The organism is Sphingobium sp. R-21 (assembly GCF_049913335.1).
In the GTDB taxonomy this organism is placed as follows: Bacteria; Pseudomonadota; Alphaproteobacteria; order Sphingomonadales; family Sphingomonadaceae; genus Sphingobium.
The window spans coordinates 1,697,646-1,716,986 of the sequence record NZ_CP184374.1 but is presented as its reverse complement, the minus strand read 5'-3'; the positions used below and the strand labels follow the sequence as shown (position 1 = coordinate 1,716,986).

The window sequence follows — 19,341 nt, the reverse complement described above, 5'->3', positions numbered from 1 at the left end:
GCAAGGTCTCATGGGACCATTGTTCCGTCGGCTCGGTCAGGAACTGATCCGATCCGGGCACAGCGTCTACAAGATCAATTTCAACGGTGGGGACCGCCTGTTCTGGCGCCTGCCGAACGGCATCGATTATTGCGGTTCGCTGGAAGACTGGCCATCGATGCTCGAACGAACCATCAAGGAGTGCGGCATTACGGATGTGGCGTTGTTCGGAGACTGCCGTGAACATCATATGCCAGCCACGCGGGTTTGCCGCGAGCTTGGAGTGCCCGTTCACGTGTTCGAGGAGGGCTATGTTCGACCCGATTGGGTGACGCTGGAACTGGGCGGCGTCAACGGCCATTCCTCTCTCCCGCGCGATCCGGTGTGGTATCGCGAGACTGCCGCGGCATTGCCCCCGGTTCCTGCCCACAGTCAGGTCAATTCTTCGTTCCGCCGCCGAGCGACGGAGGGGTTGATTTACAATGCCGCCGATGTCCTGACCCGTTGGCGCTATCCGTACTGGACCAACCACCGGCCCTGGCATCCTTTGGTGGAAGGGATGGGATGGTGGCGCAAATTGCGCCGACGCAAGGAACGCGAACAGCGCAGCGCGGAATTGATTGCCCGCCTAGAAGCTTCGGCCGAGCCCTATTTCCTTTTCCCGCTTCAACTTGATTCGGATGCGCAGATTCGCCTGCATTCACCCTTTGCCGGCGTGGCCGATGCGCTCAGGTTGGTGATCGGATCCTTCGCCAACCATGCTCCGGCCGATGTGCGTTTGGTGGTCAAGGAGCACCCGCTCGACAATGGCGTGCGCGACTGGCAACAGGAAACGGCCGATATGGCCTCGCTTTTCGGTGTCGCGGACCGGGTCGATTATCTGGCCTGGGGCGATATCGTTCCTGTTGCACAACAATCACGCGGCGTCGTCACGATCAACAGCACCAGCGGCACCCTGGCCCTGGCCATGGGCGTGCCGGTGGTGGCTCTGGGGCAAGCGATCTACGACATGCCTGATATCACCTTCCAGGATGGACTGGATGCCTTCTGGCGAAATCCGGTCACGCCAGATGCGACCACCTTTGCCGCTTTCCAACGCGTGCTGGTCGAGCGTTGCCTGATTCCGGGCGGTTTCTTCTCCGAAGAAGGGCTGAACCGGGTCGTGCGTCATGCTGTCGCCAGGTTCGAGGGCCGACCCTTGCTTCCTGAATAGCCAACTGAAATCGAGGCTGGGCAACTCCGCGACCATGCCGCCGCTTGTATTTCCGGTGTCAGTAACTGCAGGCACTTTAAATTGCAGCCTTGGTAGCTATTCGCCACAGAGGCTAAAATGGCGGAGGTTCGTTGTCCATCGAGATGGTTCGTTCGCCGCTCGATGATGAGCGGCGAATCGTTCCCGGTAAGAGCCTTATTTTGATTGGGCCGGATCGATATTCAGATGATGACGAGCCGAAAATGGTGGTTTTTCGTGACCCGGCGCGCAGCGTCCTTCCAATACGTGAGCACCGGAAGCACGGAAAGCTGCCATTTGCAGGCCGTCAGGGCTGAATATCGATCCGTCCTAGCTAGAACAGAAACCGCAGACCCACTGTCGCACCTTGTCCGCTGCTTTCGGCGCCGAATTCGCTGTTCACGCCAGCATAGAGGGTGGCCGCCGACGAGACCCGAAGGTTCGCGCCTGCTCCCACCGATGCCAGCGTCTTGCTGCGCCCGACGCCCGCGACGGTCAGGCCATCGGGGACACCCATATAGGCGGCGCTCGCAAAGCTTTGGGTGCCACTGAGCTGATGCAGGACACCGGCGGAGATCCACGGGCTGAGGCGCGCTTCCGCAGCGCCGTGCAGTTCGAGCGCGCCCCGTAGGAAGCTGGCCCTGGTCCGCCGTCCCTCTACATCCAGTGCCCAGACCGCGTCGCCCATCTCGCTCGCACTGCCGCGGCGTGCAGAGATATGGGTGAAGCCGATTTCGGGTTCGAGGTTCCATCCATTGCCTAAACCGAAGGCATGACCCAGCGATATGTCCGCCGTCCAGCTGCGCAGGCGATAATGGCTGTTGAGTTTGCTGCCGCTGAGCAAGCTGCGATCCGTATCCGCCCTGCTGCCGTCATAGCTGAGCGAGGCAGCGATGTGGAAACCGTCCAATGCCGCCCGCGCGATCGCACCCGCCATTATGCCGTCAGCCCTGGTCCTGGCGGCAAGTGCGCCGATTTGCTGGCGGGCGTCGATATAACCGACAAACGCGCCGAGCGAAGCCGTCTGCGAGCCGAAGCCGATGCCTGCGAGCGCGCCATAGGTGGAAATATTGGCGCGCGAGGTACCGAGCGCGGCATCCCCGGGAAGGCGACGCCAGCGCCCCAGCGTCTGGCCGAACGTAAAGAGGCCGGCTTCCTCACCCCGCGCGCTGATCGAGGCGGTACGCAGGGCCGATGCAATGGCAAGGCCATTCTCGATGCCGATCTGCGCTGCCGAAGCATAGCTTTCAGCGTTGAGGCGGGTCGCCGCGGCCTGATTGACCGTACCGTCGGCCAGCAGGAGTGAGGGGGCAGCGTTCAACAGGCCGTTCGTCGCGGTGCCGGCAATCAGCAGGCCGTTCAGATAATCGACTGTCTGCATTACCTGGCCGCTTGCGCCGTTACCCAGCACAAACTGGCCCAGCAGGTCGATGCTGCGATTGCCCTGGCGGACGAAGCCGACCACGGTGGAGGCCTTGTCGATGGTGGTGAAGCTGCCGACAATGCCGCTGGTCGTGGTGATCAGCTCATAGGTGACGCCGGGAGTCAGCGGACGATTGCCAATGATTTTCAGTGTCGCACCCGGCGCGATGCTGAGCGTTCCATTGATGATGAGCGCATCACTGATGGTCGGCGTCATTTCGAACAGGGTGGCGGAGCTTCCCGACAGCGCGACATTGCCATTGATCGTCATCGTGCCCGGCGAGGAGCCGGGGGAGAGGGTGCCCTGCACAAAGATGTTGCCGTTCACGGTTCCCGCGCTGCCGAAGGTCGCGCCCTGGTTTACCAGGATGGAGGAGGTGTTAAGCACCGATCCGGTGCGGCCGATGAAGCGTCCGCCGGCAAGGATCAGCTGCCCGGTGGTGAAATCGCCCGACAGAGCGAGCGTACCGCTGTCCTGCCGCGTGCGTTCAAAGCCGGTGAAGCTGGAAAGGCGCAATTCCTGCGGTGCCGCATCGGTGCCGCCGGTGGCCAGTATCAGCAGATCGTCGGTGCCATTGGCGACAACCGGCCCGCTGACCGAGGAACCAGCACCCACTGTGAAGCTGTTGCTGCCCCCGCCAAGGGTGACGGGGCCTGCTATGCTGCCCAGATTGACGAAACTGTTCGTCCCCCCTGCGAAGCTCAGGGCGCCGGTAATGGTGCCCAGATTGATCAGGCTGTTGGTGCCGGAGGCAAAGATGATGCTGGTGTCGCTGGCGGTCGTCAGAGTCTGCCCCGCCGCCAGGGTGAGATTGGCATCGCGCAGGACCAGGCTGTCGATCGAAAGCGGACCATTGGTGGTGATCGTGCCGGTGCCCGTGATCGACTGTTCCTCGAAGTTCACGAACTTGTCGAACGTCGCCTGGTTCAGCAGGCCACCGCCGCTGATGTCGATGACCAGCGCGTCGGTGCCGGCGCCGCCATCGACCATGCCGTTGAGCGTTGCGCCCAGGCCATGGATGAAGCGGTCATTGCCTTCGCCCAGATACACAGTGCCGTTGATGGTGCCGTAATTGGCCATGCTGTCGTCCAGCGCGCCCAGGTTGACCGAGCCGGTGATCACGCCTGTGGCCAGATTGGTGACGCTGTCGGCCGAATCGATCGTCTGGATCGCGCCGGCAAGGAATTGGCCCGCAAAATCATGGTCGGACGCGGTCGGATCGACCAGCAGATTGACGGGCACCATCCCACCTTCAAGGCCACGGATCGTCCCGGCATTGATCAGCGTGATCTGGTTCGCGCGACCTACAAAGGCGGTCGAACCGATATTTTCCAGCCCTGCGACCACGGGATTTTGCGCATCGGCGGCGTTGCGGGTCGCACCGGTGGCGGAGATGACCCCGCCTGTTTCGTTAGTCACGGTGATGCGGGACAGGCCGCCGCTGGAGGCATCGACGCTGAGCGCGGCGACGAGGCTCAGGCTTTCCGGGAATGAAGGATACCAGGGAAAGGGTGGCGTAGTGGCGGGGCGATAGCTGGCACCCCCATCGGCGCTCAGCGTGCCGCCGTTGGTGACGCTGATGGACGTGGTGGGTTCACCGGCGGTCGGGCCGTCAGTCTCGTCAAAGCCATTCCTGAGCTGCTCGGGCGAGCGCGCGTCGCTCTCGATGGAAACGGCTGAGGCGCCCAGACGGTTGGTGCTGATCCCCCCGCTGTTGGTGAAGGCAATGGCCTGGCTGTTCTGGCTGTTCCCCTCGATCCTCACGGCGGGGTCATCCAGCTCGACGAGGTTGCTGGCAGGCGCTGCGATCGTTCCGCTGTTTGCAACGGCGATGGAGGTCGCGGCGGAATAGAGATAAGCGCTGCCGTTCAGTGTGCCGCTGTTGGCAAAGGACAGGCTTTTCTGATCGATCGCCCCGTAGAGGCCCTGCGTCATGTCACGAGTCTCATGTGCCGTTTGGATCAGCGAGACGGCTGTGCCGTAAAGGGATGAGCTGATCGTGCCGCTGTTGCTGAAAGCCAGCGTCCTGGCTGCGATCGCGGCATCGATTCCGTTCGTCAGCTTCCCGCCGTTGCTGATCGTTGCTTTGTCAGCATTGGTGTCGGTGCCGCCGTAGTAGCTCTGACCAAGGGAAAGTGAGACCGAAGGGAGATAGCTGTTAAGACCCGGTTCGATCGTCCCGTCATTGGCGAAACTGAATTCGGTCGCATGGAGCGAGGCCGACAGGCCGCCCGTGATGCTTCCGTTGTTGCCGAGTGCGACATTGTCGATGATCTGGGTGTCGGAGGCGCCCTGAATGGTGACGCCCGTGTTAGTGTAAAAATAAGACGAACCGTTGGGCGAGGCGATGGTCCCGCTATTCTGGAATGTGAAGCGATCATTGCTGCTGGCAATGAGTTCGACGGCTGTCATGCCGTTGATGTTGCTGATGGTGCCTTCATTGGTGAAGCTGGCGGCATAGCCGCCAACTGTGCCGTTGATCTTGCCCTGGTTGATGAAGGTCAGCGTGGAACCGCCGCCGGACAGGTTGAGCGGATCGACCGAAGAGCCCAGCGTCAGCAACTGTTCCAAGGAGTTGGCCGCGCTGAAATCCGCCACATTGACGATCGTGCCGTCGCCCACCAGCGTGAGAGGCTCGCCGATCGGGCCACTGGCGGCGGTAAGCGTAACTACCGTATTTTTGCCCAGGGCGCCGACGCCGAACCGCTCGAACCCGATCGGAGTTGAGGGGAGGGCATTGATATCGACGGTCCTGCTGGCATCATAGGCGCGGATGAAGTTGTCCACGCCGTCGCCTGCGTCGATGCTGCCCAGCACCCCAAGCATATCGCTGGTGGCGACGAAAATGTCGTTGCCAGCACCGAACAGCAGATTGCCGTTCAGCGTGCCACCGCGATCCACATAGGCGCCGCTGGCATAACTGGTGCCGCCATAGGGAGAATAGCTGAGGTTCACATCGCCGTCGATCGTGCCAGCATTGCTGACCGCACCGCCGCCGGCAAGGGCGATGGCTTCAAGGCCCACGCCGCCGGTGATGGTTCCGCCGGCCTCGTTGACGATCACAGTGGGCGCATAGCCGCCAATGATCGCCCGCGCGCCGGTGCTTTCGATCGTGCCACTATTGCGGATCGTGGAGGCGCTATAATCGCTGGCATAGACCGCGCTGCCGGAAGTGCGTATCGTGCCGCTATTGGTAAGATCCCGGAAGCTTGACACGCCTACTGCCGCAGCGCCGCCGCTGACCTCGACGATCATGCCGCTGTTGGTCACGGAGAGCGCGCCTGCAATGGCGGCGCCGCCGTCGAGCAGGATTTCGCCCTTGTTCACGACCTCCTTGCCGCCGCTGATAGCGGAGGCACGCGCACCATAGGGGTTGGTGGGCTGGGTGAGGCTAATGCTGCCCTCATTGGTGAAACGATCGAGCTGATCCAGCATAACGACGCTGCCGCCATAGAACGCGGAATTGAAAGCTGCAGTAAACGCACCCCGGCTGACGATCGTCGTGCCGGTCTGGACATAGGGGGTGCCGGGATCACCGGGCAGGCTGAAGCCATAGCCCGAGGCGTCGATCAGCGTGACATTCTGGCCGGAGATGTCGAGCGACAGGTCGACATTGCCCTTGCCGTAAAGACTGAGTTGAGCGCCGCCGGTGGAGCCTGTCACGCTGAGCTGCTTGCCCTCGGCGATATCCAGTCCGACCGTTTCGAAATTGGCATAGTTACCGAGCGTGATCGCGGCGTCACCCTTGATCCGCGCCAGCAGCTGGTCGGTCCCATCGCCGCCGTCGAGTATCCCGGAAATACCTGTGAGAAAGCCGTCGGCGCTCATGATTCCGTCGAAAATATAGCTGTCGTTGCCGGCGCCCAGCCGAACGTCACCGGTTACCGTCCCACCTTCCTGCATGATGAAGCGGTCGCTGCTGCCGCTTCCGGTAAGATCGACATGGCCGATGATCGAGCCGGCATTGGTGATGCTGGTGGAATTGTAGGAATAGGGGCTGCTGTCGGGCAGGATCGCGATGGCGGTCGTATCTCCCTGGATGACGCCGCCGGCCTTGTTCACCAGCGTTGCGCTGCTGGCATAGCCGCCGCCGAAGAGGATCGCCGGGCCACCGTTTGCCTTGATCGTCCCGCTATTGGTCAGGGCCGTGCCGTAGCCCGACTTCAGCAGGATGGCCGCGCCGCCCGTAGCTTCGATGCTGGCGTTATTGGTCAGGGCAGCGCCGTCGATCGAGACGGCAGCGTCGGTCGCACCTGCAAGGGTCGCCTTGATGGCGCCGTCATTTTGCACGCTGAGCGATGAGGGAGAGCCGTAGCCATAAGCCTCTATCGCCCGGCCTTGCGTATCGATCAGTCCCTGATTGACCAGCGTGCCTTCACCGGAGACATAGAGCCTTGAGGTTCCGCTAAATCCGGCGTCGAGCGTGAGCTGTGCCTGGTTGGAGAGGCTTGCCCGCAACAGGGAGAAACCGGTCGGCAATACCGGTGTGCCGGTCAGCGCGGCATCGGCGTTAATGACCAGGGCAATGGCATTGACGCCTGCGCCGCCGTCAATCTGACCGGTGACTCCGGTCTGCAGCCGGTTGTTCTCATCGAGCGCGGCGACGATGATGTCATCGCCATCGCCCAGCAGCACATCACCCACGATGTTCCCTGCCGTGCTGTTGATCGTGCTGGTGCCATGGGCCACGATATTGCCCTCGATCCTGCCCGAATTGGTCAGGTACAGGTTCGATCCGGCATAGATCGCCTGGCCGCCATTGCTGTTGCTGATCAGGCCGCTGTTGGTAATGGACAGCGGGTTTTGCTGGCCGATGATCGTGGTCCCGGCAGTGGAAGTGATTGTCCCGCTATTGATGACGTATGACAGACCATAGCTGCCGAAGAAACTGTCATATCGGGGCGCAAGGTCGATAGCCGCATTGTCGCGCCCGTCGACCAGGCCGGCATTGGTGATAGTATCGACGGGCGCGGCGATGCCGTGGATCGTCCCACTTTCCTGGTTGGTGATCGATGTATAGCTGACGCCGGAAATGCCGGAGGGACCACGGATCGCGCTGCCCGACGTTGCCGTGATCAGGCCGCTATTGTCGATCGATGCCGTGGAACCACCCAGATAGTTGCTGCTCGACCGCTCGATCCAGATACCGGTATCGCCGCTGAGGACGCCTTGCGCGCCGACCAGGACCGTGGCCTGGCCCGTGGGATAGAGATAGGGGTAGGAATAAATGCCGCTCGGCAATCCGGCACCGGCGTAGGGATCATAGGTGAGGACACGGTCGCCGTTCTGGATGGTCAACGCGGTGGCACCCGTAGCGCTGATTGTGCCGTTGACGACCAGATTGGCACGCACGCTGTTCAGGCGAAGCGCGGACAGGCCCGTCCCGGTGACGGTTGCCCCTTCAGCAATGATGGTCTGGGCGTCAGAGGTGACGGTGAAGGGCTGATTGTCGCCAGTGCAGGTGACGATGCCATTGGCAGTGCTGCAGGCGGCCTGCGCGGACGAAGCGATGGCAAGCGCGGCGACGACACTGGCGCCCGCGAGCAGCGCCCATTTGGACGCGCAATTCTTCAGATTCATATTGTACCCCTGTAAACCCCGCTGAGGGCGTTACAGGGAGCCGTCGCATCCTTTCAAGCCTAAATCATTCGAGTTTGAAGACAAATTTGGTTTTTGTTGAAGCTCAAACATTGTCGCAGCCATTTGATTTGACTCGTGGCCCGCTGAATTGGACTGTCGGTTGATTCGCGCGTGGGATCTACGCTGGCGTTGGTTTAGTGCTCGACTGTTACGCTGGATGTCGAATGGCAGGGGTGCCCTTGACAGAAAAAATCGGAGGCCTGAGCGAATGTCCCTTGAGCGACAAGGTTGCCGAACGGACCATCTATCGGTGCCGCAGCTTCGTTCTATGTTCAGCCATCAGATGCGCCGCAGCATCGCAGTCGCTTATCCCTGTGCTGAATTCTTGATGGTCACTACATGTTTAAGGGTTGCCATGTGGTGGCTCCTGTGCTGAAATTGTCAGGAGCGGCAAAGCGGCGTTGGTCAGGCCGGATCGAAGCAAATAAGGCCCCGGGAACTCAAAGATTTCCAAGGCCTTATCATGGTGGGGTGGCAAGGATTGAACTTGCGACCCCTGCGATGTCAAGGCAATGGTTGGCATCTATTTTTCCGTTTGAAATCAAACCAATAGCGATTCGGTCTGGCGCGCCTGCCCAGAATTTTCCCAATTCGCCCACAATTGAATTTCCTTTCAGATTTCGCAGTATCTTGGACGGCTGCCTTAAACCCTCAGATAGTTGATGTTTGCACCTGTTGCTACCCTGACCGATAGATGGGAAATGCTTGCACGGCTTAAGCTATTTTCTTTCTCATATTATCCCAGGATGCTGCAGCGCGGGCAGTCATCTTGACCGCATCATTGGCGGCGAGGGGCACGATCCCTCGGCCGCATCCTTTATCCCCGGTTTTTGCAACGATCCGCGCGCACGACGGGCTTACCAGTTCCCAAACCGCATCGATGATCAATTCCAGCGAGACATTGTCGAGTTTGAGCGATGCTGCATAGGCCCGCTACTGCCGTTGTTTCCTTTCGTTATCGACCATCTCGGCCGACAGGCCTGGGGGACGTTCATTCGGGATCGGCGTTCCACGGCGCTCGAACGTCGCACGGATGGCTGCGTCCAGATCGTCATCGGAAATGTCGATCGCGCGCGGGATCGCCCATAGATCGTAATAGTCCTTCATACGTCCGTTGAGGACACCGAGCACCACCATGGCTTGGAGTTTCTTGGCGATCACCGTTGCGGGTGGATAGGAATGTTACCTGCGGAACGGGAAGATTCAGCAAGGTTGGATAGTCGAGCCGCTGCGTCGCGTCGGCCAAAGGCGTCTCCGAAGCCGATGTCGACGGGGATGCGCGTCTTTTCGAGGTAGGCCGCAGTCTTTAAACGGATGCCGCCATATTCCATTTCCTCCCGGATGATGGCGGCAGGCGTATCGATGTCGAAGGCGAGGCCATCGTCGCTCTCGATCGCCATTATCTCCTGGAAGTCGGCGACCAGACGGTCAGGGTCGGAATCCCCATGTCTGAGAAAATCTGCATCTCGAGTGCCCCTGTTGTCGTCGGCCACCCACACCGTGACCAGCATCCTGCCCTTCAGGACGAAACGGTCGCGATGCGCGGAAACCGACAGAATGGTCTTTGGGCGTCAGACCCATCCATGCTGCAAACTGTCGACCGGATGCGAAGAGCTCCGGTGCTGGCGTTTTCATCATCAGCAAGGCAGCCCGACCGACCCAACGCCCGGAATTTGCGCCAGACGACGACTGCACTCATTGGCTCGGTGCCACTTCATCAGCTTCCCATCGATTTCGTCGAGCTGTTCATACAGGTCCCGATATTCCATGGCATGAGACGCGAAGAGTTCCAGCGCGAGTGCAGGGATCGCAGGATCGATGGCGATATGATCGAGTAATGGCTCGACCTTGCACATGCCCTTGGCCGACCTGCTGACGGTCTGCGCTATGCTGACCGGTTGCAGATTGAGTTGGAAGTCGCCAGACTGAACAACCGATTAGAGGCAACGGTGCTTTAAAAAAGGACGGAAAGTGACGCGGAAGCGGATTTTATTCTATCTAGAACCCGTCACATACGTTGATAGTCCCCTTCGCCTTGGAGGCTGGTGGAGCTTTTGTTCCGCCTTCGCTGCGCACTCCGCGGCCGCCATGGAGAGTGCTGTCGCTGCTTCTCCTTCCATTTGCGCGCTAGGATCATCATATTTCGCGGAAATATATTCGATTACGCAAGTAGGACTGCTACAAGGCTGCTCATTTGATAGAGCCGCATACAGCCGCGATCTTTGCTTCGGAACAGATTATCGAAATACAGCGCTGTTAGATGAGCTCAATAGACTCAAAGCAGCCTTCTGTCCCGATATCGTTATGGCGGTGACCGACAACCGATATCTGAAGAAGGTCTTCGGATCCGGCAATGTCTTCTTCATGGAACTTGGTCCGCTTCCCAGGACGGGGCTGCATACGGCAATTTACTTTGATCCATATGGGCACCAGATTGGCAGTGCGCTTGATTGGTTTGCGCGGAATCGTTGGGCATATCCGAAGCTCGATGATTTCACCCAAATTTGGCGTCGCAAATGGGTCGATCCGATTTACGAAGCCGCTCAGGCTAAGGGCATTACGTCATGGTTCGATGACATGAGCGCAAAGCGTGGCCCGGCGTCGCTGCTTGTCGCGCTTCAACCAAGAGACTGGATAACATACGAGGGCATTGGTCCCTTGGTCGACCCGATCTCACTGTTGCGGTCGCTAGCATGCGATGTTGGCAATGGATGGACAATTCTACCCCAATGGCACGGATCTGACTCAACTCCCTCGGAAACCCTGGTCGCCGAGTTGGAAGCAGATCAGTCTAACATTGCCATGCCGCCGGAACACCTCCGGGTCGCGCAATCCGAGATGTTTTTGCCCCTAGTCAGAGGCGTTGCTACTATATCATCAAATGTCGCCGCACTGGGCGCTATAATGGGCAAGGAACTCCTTTCGTTAGGTAAATCGAAATTCCATCAGATCGCATTGCGGGCGGCGCCCAACGAGCCAAGGCCAGACATCCTTGCTTTTCTGTCCAGCCGATACTGCCTCAGGCTTGACGATGTGCTGAATATCGAGGGATATTTTGCAGATCATATTTTGAGGCTTCACCACAGCCCTACATACCTGTTTGATCATACTGGTTCTGATGCTAGCAATCTCGAACGGTTTTTCCTTTAGTAGACTTCATCGTTGAAGAAATCTGGCATTGTGATCGGCTTCGACTTAAGCGGTTTGCCAGCGCATATGCAGATTAATTGAGATCAGGGCGAGTTTCCCATGCTGGCGGCCCCATCGCATCAGCTCAAATCGAATGTCTCTTCCCTTTCTTCTCTATTTCAATGAAAACTATAAATCATTGATCCTATCTGCGCATTAAGCTATTATAGTATAGCAATAATGGTAATTATTGTAGTCTAAATGATTCAATTAATTTCACGGTATAAAGCAGCTGTTTTTTTAACGCATTCCTGCCAATTAAGCCGCTTCGCCAGTGTAAGGCCAGAGGCAATCACTTGTTTACGCCATGCCTCATCCTCCATTCCCTTGGATATCGCGTCTTGGAAGGTGCCGTAGTCTTCTACATTAACGCTCATCGCGACTCCGCCGGATACTTCGGGCAGGCACGAACGGTTGGAAACGAGAACAGGGATTCTGCTTGCCATTGCCTCTAGGACAGGAAGGCCGAACCCTTCGTACAGAGAAGGATATAGGAACAGTGAGCAGCACCTGTAGATCGCTCGCAGGGCAGGATCCGATACGAAGCCGAGGAATTTCACCGCACCGGTTGCCGCGGCATCTTCAAAAAGTTTGTGCAGGTCGGAATTTTTCCATCCCGTGGCGCCAACAATCACCAAGATGGCATCGGACTTGGCGCTGTCGCGATATTTCAGAAACGCCCTAACCGCATGGTCCAACCCCTTACGCGGTTCGATCGTAGCGACGCACAGGCAATATCGGGTGTTAGACAAACCATATTCGGCGATGAGCGCGCGGTCGCTGTGCTCATCGCTTAGGTTAAAGAATTCTTCGGAGACGCCTAAAGGAATGGCCGTAACCCGCTGCGGGGACACCCCAAACATCTCGATTAGTTCATCCTTGATGAATAGGGTGTCGGTGATGATGTGTCGCGCGTGGTCGATCGAACGGGAGAACTCCTTTTCGAATTGCCTGATCCGTTCCGCAGGATGAGTTTCGGGAAACCGGAAGACAGACAGATCATGAACCGTCACAACGGCGTTCTCTGCTTGGACAGGAAAGAAAAAATTGGGGCCATGGTACAGTCGCTGCGAAAATTCGCGTTTGTGAAACCAGGCATGTAGCTTGCGCGGCAATATCCGGCGAGGGGCAGGGCGACTGTTCGGCCGTACGAAATGCTCAGCGTTATCGTGCCAAGCATTATCGCGAAAGAGTTTTACGTTTTCCACCTCCGCAATTTGCGGCAGTCGAGATGCCAACTCCCAAGTATAGCGACCTATACCGGTAAGTTGGGGAGACAGGGCCTCCGCGCCCAGAGCAATGCGCATAACTAACTTACCAATCTGTCGTGTCGGAAGGTGTGCCCGCCACAGTCATTACCGAGTGGAGTTCTGTACGCTGATGACTGGATAGACGAGCGAGCCAATTATATTCACGAACTTCTGGATGTCGGCGAGCGGCGCATTGGAGACGTAGATCACATCCTTGTTTTTAATCAGAAACGATTGGGCAAGAAAAAACGCCTCGGGATCGCGCAGCTTGACGCGGAAGATCACGGGAACCTTGTCGTCGGGCGTCGTGCGTACATTGTGATCATCAGCCAGCCCGAGTGCGGCCTTGTCCTCTAAACGGAAGATGAAGACGCCTTGTGCATTCGCCCGAGTGTCATCCAGCCCACCGATCCGGCCGAGGGCTTGCGCCAAGGTGAGACCGGTGCCTTCGAAGTCGATTTCGCTATTGCGCCCGATCGCACCCAGTGCCGTGAAGCTGTAAGGTTGGAATAGAGCGGTCACGATATCATTGGAACGAAGCATGATGTTCTGGCGCGGATCAGTAATGATGGTTGTCAGCGGTAGCGTTTCTACGATGTTGTCGCGGGTGACCTGGATCGTCGTCTTTCCTACCGGCTGGCGTGCGCCGCCAGCCGCGGCGATGGCGTCGAGCAACCGTTCGCGCTTAGCAGTAAGAGGTAAGCGCAGGTTGTGCACGACCTCGCCTACCACAGTAACATTGGTAGCTGCATTGTCGGCGATCTTGACCATGACCTGCGGTTCATGCGCCTTGCCACGAAGTCGGGCCACAATATCGGCGGCGATCTGCTGGGTGTTGCGCCCAGCTGCCTGAACGCTACCGACGAAGGGCACGTTGATTTGACCATCGGCGCCTACGGTCTGCCCCGGCAGACCCGTCTGGCGCGCGATGCGGTTAGGATCGACCGTTCGTGCATTGCTTGCAGTCGTAATATCGCTACCGCCAGCACCAAACAGGGTCGCGGGTGGGGCTTCCCAAATAGTGATCTCGATCTGGTCGCCCTTACCGACCAGAATGTCCTCGTCGGCGGGTTCAGCGAATACCTCCGAGAAGAGCGCGGTATGCTGATTGGCGGCTATCCGGCGGGTCAGGCCATCAGTCAGATCCATGATCTTGATACCAGCGCTGTCGATAGGCTGGCCGTCGGCACGGGTGATCGCCTTCGAGGAGGGACCTGCGCCGCTTATCGCGGTACAACCGGAAGTCAGAGCAGCCGAGGTCAGCATTCCAAGCCTGAGGAGATTTTTGACTGTGGAAAGCAGCGGAGAACTGCCGGGTCTGATCATCTGAAAGCCTTCTTGCCTTTATTTTGGACCAAGGGTCGCTGCGGTTCGGTGCGATACAACCGAGCACACCGAAAGTCATCTGCCAATCGCGAGGTTTCTTCGACAGTCTGATGTTGTATATGTGTGCAGCCCCCGAAAACGCTTATTTCCTCTTTCGTTTGATCCAGCCGCCGTGGTCGATGCAAGGGTGTCCACACCAGATTCATGATTCGTTCATGCTGTCCACACCGAATTTGCGGGAGAACTTTTTTCGGAGAATTGAAACACCCACGACAAGTGTTGCAAACACCGGGGATGTCGGGCAAAGCGCCGCAGTTTGCAACGATCGGCAAATTAAGGCTCGCTCCCCCCACCGGGGGGCAGGCTGTTGGGCCGTCACAGAATAGCGCAGCGCACCAATGGTGTCCTGCCTGGAAGGAACGATGCGCGATTTGTCTGCTGTTCGGTTGAAGAAAATCGACCCAATTTTCCTGATTACGGTTGCTATCCCGACGATTGTGGCGACTTTGTATTTTGGACTTATCGTATCCGACGTGTATGTTGCGGAATCGCGCTTCGTTATCCGCAGCCCCGACAAGCAGACCTCCTCTGCTCTAGGAGCTTTGCTCAAGGCGCCCGGCATTTCCGTTGCGGGCGATGAGATTTATGCCGTGCAGGAATATATGGAATCGCGCGATGCACTCAAGGCGCTAAATCGCGACGGTTTCGTGGATCGCATGATTGCTGGACCAGGGTTGGATCGGTTCGAACGGTTCTATTCTTTCGGAGGCCAGAATACCTTTGAAGGCAAGTACCGATTCTTCCTGCGCCGAGTGGATGTGAAGAACGAGACGGCCTCGTCGATCGGTGTCCTGAAGGTGCGCTCCTACAATTCCAAGGACGCGTTCACGATGAACAAGCGTCTGCTGGATCTGGGTGAGGCATTAGTCAATCGTCTCAACAATCGTAGCCGTGAAGATCTTATCCGCTTCTCTCAAGCCGAAGTGGCCGATGCGCGGAAGGAAGCGGAACGAACTGCACTGGCGTTGGCCGCCTTCCGCAATCGCAGCGGCCTCGTCGATCCCGAACAGCAGGCGGGTATTCAACTGCAGCTCATCTCGAAGCTGCAAGACGAGTTGATTTCGGCCAAGACCCAGCTGCTGCAGCTGCGCGCTTATACGCCCGACAACCCGCAGATCCCGGTGCTCAAGACCCGCATTGATGGGCTTGCCACCGAGATTGAACGCGAGACTGGCAAGATCACTGGCAGTGGCGGCTCCCTGGCCAGCGCCAGCGTCGAATATCAGCGCCTCATCCTCGAAAATAAATTTGCCGACAGGCAGCTGGCGAGCGCCATGACCTCGCTGGAAAGTGCGCGTAACGACGCTCGTCGCAAACAGGTCTACCTCGAGCGGATCGTGGAGCCCAACGTGCCCGACGAGGCGGTAGAGCCTAAGCGCCTGCGGAACATTTTCTCCACGTTGGCACTCGGCCTCGTCGCTTGGGGCGTGCTGTCAATGCTTCTGGCCGGTTTGCGCGAGCACCGAGACTGATCGCCGATGGCTGCGGACAACTCCACAACCTCGCTCTGGCGCTCCTGGCAGTTGCAGCGTCGAGTGATCTTCGCGCTGTTGATGCGCGAGACATTGACGCGGTTCGGGCGTCATAACATTGGCTTCCTTTGGATGTTCGCGGAGCCGATGATGTTCACGCTGGGCATCACTGCGCTATGGAGCATAGCGGGCGCAAAGCACGGCTCAGATCTGCCGATTACCGTCTTTGCGCTGAGTGGTTACTCCTCCGTCCTGCTGTGGCGTAACATGCCCTCGCGCGCGATCTCGTCCATCCAGCCCAATCTGGCGCTGATGTATCACCGTAACGTCAAGCTTATTGACATCTTCATCGCCCGCCTTCTGCTGGAAGCCGCCGGCGCAACGATGTCCTTCTTCCTGCTCAGCCTGATCTTCATTTACATCGGTTGGGTGGAGCCGCCTGAAGACATCCTCAAGGTCATTGCTGCATGGGCGCTACTGGCATGGTTCGGCATGGCTCTTGCCATTCTGCTGGGCGCGCTGTCGGAACACTATGAACTGGTCGAAAAGTTCTGGCATCCTGCGGCCTATTTGCTGTTTCCATTGTCGGGCGCGGGCTTCCTGCTGGAGATTGTCCCGGAAGGCCCGCGTGATCTGCTGCTCTATCTGCCCATGCTCAACTGCGTGGAATATCTGCGTGACGGCTATTTCGGTTCGCTGTTCACTGCGCACTACAGCGTCTCTTACGTCATTGCCTGCAACAGCGTCCTCACGCTGCTGAGTCTTGCCAAGCTGCGGCAGGTTAGCCGCACGGTGATTCCCAAATGATAACGGTCCGTAACGTCTGCAAAAGCTATCCTACCCGTAGCGGACTGAAGGTCGTGCTGCGCAACGTCAGCTTCGATGTCCACGCCGGTGAAAAACTTGGTATCCTCGGCCGCAATGGTGCCGGCAAATCCACAATTATTCGCCTCCTCAGCGGCGTGGAGAACCCCACTCGCGGCCACATCAACCGGCAGATGTCGGTATCCTGGCCGCTGGCGTTTGGCGGTGCTTTTCAGACGTCGCTGACTGGCCTCGATAACTTGCGATTTATCTGCCGGGTCTACGGCGTTGATCCTGAATCGAAAGTGTCGTTTGTGGAGGAGTTCTCCGAACTCGGCCGCTATCTGCGCGAGCCAGTGGGCAGCTATTCGTCAGGAATGCTGGCACGTCTCGCCTTCGCGATTTCGATGACCATTGAATTCGATTGTTTTCTTATCGACGAGATCATCGCAGTTGGCGATCAGCGCTTCCATGACAAATGTCACGTGGAACTGTTCGAGCGACGGGCTGATAGAGCAATGATCTTCGTATCGCACGACATCAATTACATCCAGGCACATTGCCAACGGGCGGCCGTTCTCAGCGATGCGAATCTGACGATGTTCGACAATGTCCCAGAAGCCTATGAATTTTACCTCGCGCAGTGAGGTTGCGGCGATGATGCTATCACCTTTCGATGGCTCGCTGGACGGGCATGAGTCCGGGCTGGAAAGGCCGGTGCGAGAACTTTCAAAACGCGAACTGCTAGTCGATGTTTCCGTCATATTGCGCAACGACTCTCAGACGGGAATTCAGCGTGTTGTGCGTGCACTGCTGGGTGCGCTGTTGGATGCGGACATCGAAGGCTATGTGGTACGGCCGGTCTTCGCAACTCGTAAGGATAGCTATGTTTACGTTGATTGGGGCGCTTCTCTTCTAATGGGAAGAGTCCCTCCGGTTCTGGTGCCGTCCGGCTTGGTGGAAGCCAGAAAAGGGGACATCTTTCTGGGCTTGGATCTCGCAGCGAACATCCTGCCGCGCCATCAACGGCAGATTACGCGATGGCAGCGTAATGGTTGCCTCATCGCCACAGTGATGTACGATCTGCTGCCGGAGCAACGCCCAGACTGGTTCAATCCGAAAACTCGACGCAACTACCGGCGCTGGCTGCGGGTCGTCACTCGGCGGAGCGACCGGATCATCTGCATCTCGCAGGATGTCGCACAAAAGCTGGAAGCCTGGATCGCAGCGCGACCATGGCGTGGTAACGCCCGGCTGCAAATCGACTGTATGCGCCTTGGCAGCGACATCAGCAGCTCCGCGCCCACGACGGGACTGCCGGCTGATGCCGTACCGCTGCTTGCCGAATTCGCCATGCGGCGTACACTGCTTGTGGTCGGCACAATTGAACCGCGCAAGGGCCATGCCTGCCTGCTGCCCGCTTTCGATCTTCTTTGGCAAGAGCCCTCATGCGACGACCTATCATTGGTCTTCGTCGGCCGTGTAGGTTGGCAGACAGAGGCCCTGCAGGCGCGCATCCGCGCTCACCCAGAAGCCGGGCGACGGTTCTTCTGGTTCGACAATGCCAGTGATGAATTCCTGAGCCATCTTTACTCTCTAGCGCATGGCGTGATCGTTCCCTCTCTGGCTGAAGGCTTTGGCCTGCCACTAGTAGAGGCGTTGGGGCACGGGGTTCCCGTGTTGGCACGAGACTTACCGGTCTTTCGTGCGATGAATCTTGCAAAGGTAACCTACTTTTCACAAGATGCTGCCTCGGCCTTAGCTGACTCCATCAGAGGATGGCTAGATCATGGCGCTTCCGCTACATCGGGGGAAGAAAATCCGCTTCCGACTTGGAGGGATTCTTTCTTAGACATCTTGTCATGTTTATCGATTAAGGAACATGAAGTCCCGCATAAAGAGGGAATTTTGGAGTAGTATGAAGAAAGCTATTATTACGGGCATCACTGGTCAAGATGGCGCTTATCTTGCTCAGTTTCTTCTGTCCAAGGGCTATAAGGTATATGGAACGTATCGACGTTCCAGTTCCGTCAATTTTTGGCGGATCGAGGAATTGGGAATCCAAGATGATCCCAATCTTGAGCTTCTCCAGTATGACCTGACGGATTTGGGTGCGAACCTGCATCTGGTTCAGACGGTGGAGCCGGATGAGATCTACAATCTCGCGGCGCAGAGCTTCGTCGGTGTCAGCTTCGAACAGCCGACTACGACCGCGACGATCACCGGCATTGGCTGCCTCAATTTGCTTGAAGCTATCCGGCTTACCAATTGCAAGGTGCGTTTTTATCAAGCGAGCACCTCGGAAATGTTTGGTAAGGTACAGGCCGTCCCTCAAGTAGAGGATACGCCTTTCTATCCGCGTAGCCCTTATGGCGTAGCCAAGCTCTATGCGCATTGGATGACGGTGAACTATCGGGAGAGCTACGACATTTTCGGCGCCAGCGGCATCCTGTTCAACCACGAGAGCCCGTTGCGCGGTCGCGAGTTTGTGACGCGCAAGATCACCGACAGTGTTGCTAAGATCAAGCTGGGCAAGCTGCCGTTCCTCAGCCTCGGCAACCTTGACGCCCAGCGCGACTGGGGATATGCCAAAGAATACATCGAAGGCATGTGGATGATGCTCCAGGCTGACCAGCCCGATACCTTCGTGCTGGCGACTAACCGTACCGAGACCGTCCGGGACTTCGTGCGCATGGCGTTTAAGGCAGCGGACATGGACATCGAGTTCCGCGGGCAGGGCCTCGATGAGGTCGCGATCGACACGGCCACCGGAAATCTCGTGATGCAGATCGATGAGAAATTCCATCGTCCGGCTGAGGTCGACCTGCTGATCGGTTCGGCTGAGAAGGCCAAGCGTGTTCTGGGCTGGGAAGCAAAGACTACGCTTGAACAGATGTGCAAAAAGATGGTCGATGCTGATCTCGACCGCAACATGCGAGGCTTTTCCTTCTAATCTGCTCGGCCACC

The 19,341-nt window shown here is 58.0% G+C and carries 13 protein-coding genes and 1 pseudogene; 8 read left to right on the top strand and 6 right to left on the bottom strand.

All coding sequences use genetic code 11. From position 1 onward, the window contains the following. The first annotated feature begins 10 nt into the window (after positions 1 to 10). Complete coding sequence (locus ACN9MX_RS08115) at positions 11 to 1,192, top strand: capsule biosynthesis protein (protein ID WP_426386624.1); 1,182 nt, start codon at positions 11 to 13, stop codon at positions 1,190 to 1,192. A gap of 131 nt (positions 1,193 to 1,323) precedes the next feature. Then, positions 1,324 to 1,527 carry a hypothetical protein gene (locus ACN9MX_RS08110; RefSeq protein ID WP_426386623.1) on the top strand — a complete coding sequence of 68 codons (204 nt, stop codon included), beginning with the start codon at positions 1,324 to 1,326 and terminating at the stop codon, positions 1,525 to 1,527. A 17-nt stretch (positions 1,528 to 1,544) separates the two neighbouring features. Here ACN9MX_RS08110 and ACN9MX_RS08105 read toward each other — a convergent pair whose 3' ends face one another. The 4 genes and pseudogenes from ACN9MX_RS08105 to ACN9MX_RS08090 form a co-directional block, all read right to left on the bottom strand. Beyond that, positions 1,545 to 8,213 carry a hypothetical protein gene (locus tag ACN9MX_RS08105; protein ID WP_426386622.1) on the bottom strand — a complete coding sequence of 2,223 codons (6,669 nt, stop codon included), beginning with the start codon at positions 8,211 to 8,213 and terminating at the stop codon, positions 1,545 to 1,547. A 993-nt stretch (positions 8,214 to 9,206) separates the two neighbouring features. Continuing rightward, positions 9,207 to 9,410: a nucleotidyl transferase AbiEii/AbiGii toxin family protein gene (locus ACN9MX_RS08100; protein ID WP_426386620.1), complete on the bottom strand. Its 204-nt coding sequence runs from the start codon at positions 9,408 to 9,410 to the stop codon at positions 9,207 to 9,209. A 20-nt stretch (positions 9,411 to 9,430) separates the two neighbouring features. Beyond that, on the bottom strand, positions 9,431 to 9,784 hold the full coding sequence (locus ACN9MX_RS08095) for a nucleotidyl transferase AbiEii/AbiGii toxin family protein (RefSeq protein ID WP_426386619.1): 354 nt from the start codon (positions 9,782 to 9,784) through the stop codon (positions 9,431 to 9,433). Positions 9,785 to 9,827: 43 nt separating this feature from the next. Beyond that, positions 9,828 to 10,141 (bottom strand): annotated as a pseudogene (locus ACN9MX_RS08090) (transposase); the annotation flags it as partial. Between the two features lie 220 nt (positions 10,142 to 10,361). On the opposite strand from ACN9MX_RS08090, the gene ACN9MX_RS08085 reads away from it, so the two are divergent. Further along, the gene (locus ACN9MX_RS08085; protein ID WP_426386618.1) at positions 10,362 to 11,423 is read left to right on the top strand and encodes a hypothetical protein; all 1,062 of its coding nucleotides are present in this window, start codon (positions 10,362 to 10,364) and stop codon (positions 11,421 to 11,423) included. Between the two features lie 245 nt (positions 11,424 to 11,668). Here the strand turns inward: ACN9MX_RS08085 and ACN9MX_RS08080 are convergent, their stop codons facing one another. Next, positions 11,669 to 12,769 carry a glycosyltransferase family 4 protein gene (locus ACN9MX_RS08080; protein WP_426386617.1) on the bottom strand — a complete coding sequence of 367 codons (1,101 nt, stop codon included), beginning with the start codon at positions 12,767 to 12,769 and terminating at the stop codon, positions 11,669 to 11,671. A 48-nt stretch (positions 12,770 to 12,817) separates the two neighbouring features. After that, the gene (locus ACN9MX_RS08075) at positions 12,818 to 14,038 is read right to left on the bottom strand and encodes a polysaccharide biosynthesis/export family protein (protein ID WP_426386616.1); all 1,221 of its coding nucleotides are present in this window, start codon (positions 14,036 to 14,038) and stop codon (positions 12,818 to 12,820) included. A 422-nt stretch (positions 14,039 to 14,460) separates the two neighbouring features. Here ACN9MX_RS08075 and ACN9MX_RS08070 point away from each other — a divergent pair, with 422 nt between their 5' ends. From ACN9MX_RS08070 to gmd, 5 genes are read left to right on the top strand one after another with little or no spacing between them, the layout of a single operon-like run. Continuing rightward, the gene (locus ACN9MX_RS08070) at positions 14,461 to 15,570 is read left to right on the top strand and encodes a hypothetical protein (protein ID WP_426386615.1); all 1,110 of its coding nucleotides are present in this window, start codon (positions 14,461 to 14,463) and stop codon (positions 15,568 to 15,570) included. A 6-nt stretch (positions 15,571 to 15,576) separates the two neighbouring features. Further along, positions 15,577 to 16,377: an ABC transporter permease gene (locus tag ACN9MX_RS08065; protein WP_426386614.1), complete on the top strand. Its 801-nt coding sequence runs from the start codon at positions 15,577 to 15,579 to the stop codon at positions 16,375 to 16,377. Next, positions 16,374 to 17,021: an ABC transporter ATP-binding protein gene (locus ACN9MX_RS08060; RefSeq protein WP_426386613.1), complete on the top strand. Its 648-nt coding sequence runs from the start codon at positions 16,374 to 16,376 to the stop codon at positions 17,019 to 17,021. Before ACN9MX_RS08065 ends, ACN9MX_RS08060 begins: the two co-directional genes overlap by 4 nt. Beyond that, the gene (locus tag ACN9MX_RS08055) at positions 16,999 to 18,291 is read left to right on the top strand and encodes a glycosyltransferase family 4 protein (RefSeq protein ID WP_426386612.1); all 1,293 of its coding nucleotides are present in this window, start codon (positions 16,999 to 17,001) and stop codon (positions 18,289 to 18,291) included. Before ACN9MX_RS08060 ends, ACN9MX_RS08055 begins: the two co-directional genes overlap by 23 nt. Position 18,292: 1 nt before the next feature. Next, entirely contained in the window at positions 18,293 to 19,327 is a 1,035-nt protein-coding gene (gene gmd / locus ACN9MX_RS08050; RefSeq protein ID WP_426386611.1) for a GDP-mannose 4,6-dehydratase, read from the top strand. The last annotated feature ends 14 nt before the right edge of the window (positions 19,328 to 19,341 follow it).